We start from the raw sequence: 1,593 nt of genomic DNA, 5'->3' as shown, positions 1-1,593 counted from the left end.
TTTAACAAAAAGGAGTCTTCTGTATGAACTATTTTTGTATATTTTGTAGGACCGGTCATCGTTGGATGCATCGTCCAACTGTTCAAGCACTGGCTTGAATTACAAAGGAAAGATTAGGCGATAAGCACAAAAAGCCCCGAGTTGTTCTTCCCAGCAACTCGGGGTTAGTGTGTGAAAGTCTAAATCTATTTGAACTTAAACTACACCGTCTGCTCCACTCTCTTCTTTCTTAGACATATTCATAATGACAACCCCGACTATAATAATAGCTAGACCGCTAATATTGATTAAAGTGAGGACTTCATTAAATAAGAATATACCAACTATAGCTGTACCGACCGTGCCTAGTCCTGCCCAAACACTGTAGGCAATGCTAAGTGGTATACCTTTTAAGGATATCACTAATAAGGTAAATGATGCGGCGTAACCAATAAACATACCAATCGTCGGAGCTAAAACTGTAAAGCCTTGAGATAGGTTTAACATGGATGTGGCGAATACTTCAAATAGTATCGATGTAATTAATATTAAAAAGTGTTTCATAATTTTCTCCTTAAACTCTCATCAGCACAACACCGACAATAATTAAAATGATGCCGATGAGTGCATTTTTTGTGATTTGTTCTTTGAATACTAAAAATCCGACCATGGCAGTGAAGGCTGTGCCTGCCCCACTCCATACAGCGTAGCCAAAGCTTAATGGCAAGCTGATTAATGAGAGTGAGAGTAAAAAGAATGCGAGTATATAACCGCCTGCAATTCCGACAATATAGAGTTTGTTATCACTTGTTGCTGTCAATTTCATCATGGTTGTACCGAATACTTCTGATAAAATTGCACCTAATAAATAAATGTATGGCATTTAATTCACTTCCTTTTCTAAGGACTGAATATAGTTTCTAACAACTGTCTCCATTTTCTCTTTGTATTCACTGCTAATGTTATAGGTTAAAGTAAACCAAATTCCGTCACAAATCATTCTGAGTTCGAGTATCTTATTTTGATCCCCTTGATCATTTTCAAAAGCTTCATCCCAACGTTTAATTGTATCTTCCCAATATGCCTTACTTCTTTTGTCTTCGTAGGAAGAAATGAATACTGCAGGTAATAGAATATTCTCTATTTCTGTTAAGTAATCCATAGTTGCTAAGGCGTATGCTCTAGTGTATTGGTATGGACCTGTTAAGTTTGCTTTATAACCACGAATACTGTCTTCAAATTCATTGATGACTTTTTCGTTCATTTTGTAGAGTAATTCTTCCTTGTTTTCAAAATGATAAAGTATGCCACCCTTAGTGATTTCTGATGCCTCTGCTAGATAGCTCATGGTGAGTTTTTGAATACCTTCTTCGTTTACGATTCTTGCTGCATTGATGAGTAATTGATCTTTTTTCTTCATGTGTATACCTCTTTTAACATTTACTATACCAAACGTTCAGTAAAGTAAATATAGCACGAATTCTTCCGTAAAGTCAAGAGTGAAATTTGAATAAGTATCATTATTTTCTTTGACAAACATCCGCTTCGTTGTCTACAACTTCTTGGTTGTCTTCCTCAGGACGGTTCTGTTGCAAAGTTGAGTTTATAGTATAA

At 35.9% G+C, this 1,593-nt stretch carries 4 protein-coding genes; 1 reads left to right on the top strand and 3 read right to left on the bottom strand.

From position 1 onward, the window contains the following. Positions 1-30 precede the first annotated feature (30 nt). Complete coding sequence (locus HMPREF2586_RS13015) at positions 31-117, top strand: type I toxin-antitoxin system Fst family toxin (RefSeq protein WP_118003385.1); 87 nt, start codon at positions 31-33, stop codon at positions 115-117. A gap of 78 nt (positions 118-195) precedes the next feature. Here HMPREF2586_RS13015 and HMPREF2586_RS05375 read toward each other — a convergent pair whose 3' ends face one another. From HMPREF2586_RS05375 to HMPREF2586_RS05365, 3 genes are read right to left on the bottom strand one after another with little or no spacing between them, the layout of a single operon-like run. After that, complete coding sequence (locus HMPREF2586_RS05375) at positions 196-543, bottom strand: DMT family transporter (protein WP_070812666.1); 348 nt, start codon at positions 541-543, stop codon at positions 196-198. A 10-nt stretch (positions 544-553) separates the two neighbouring features. Then, positions 554-862 carry a DMT family transporter gene (locus tag HMPREF2586_RS05370; RefSeq protein ID WP_070812665.1) on the bottom strand — a complete coding sequence of 103 codons (309 nt, stop codon included), beginning with the start codon at positions 860-862 and terminating at the stop codon, positions 554-556. Then, complete coding sequence (locus tag HMPREF2586_RS05365) at positions 863-1,399, bottom strand: TetR/AcrR family transcriptional regulator (RefSeq protein ID WP_070812664.1); 537 nt, start codon at positions 1,397-1,399, stop codon at positions 863-865. It lies immediately after the preceding gene. Positions 1,400-1,593 lie beyond the last annotated feature (194 nt).

It is taken from the genome of Staphylococcus sp. HMSC034G07, from assembly GCF_001835975.1.
Classification (GTDB): Bacteria; Bacillota; Bacilli; order Staphylococcales; family Staphylococcaceae; genus Staphylococcus; species Staphylococcus ureilyticus.
Note: the sequence above shows the minus strand (reverse complement) of the source record. Positions and strands in the feature narration are given on the sequence as shown.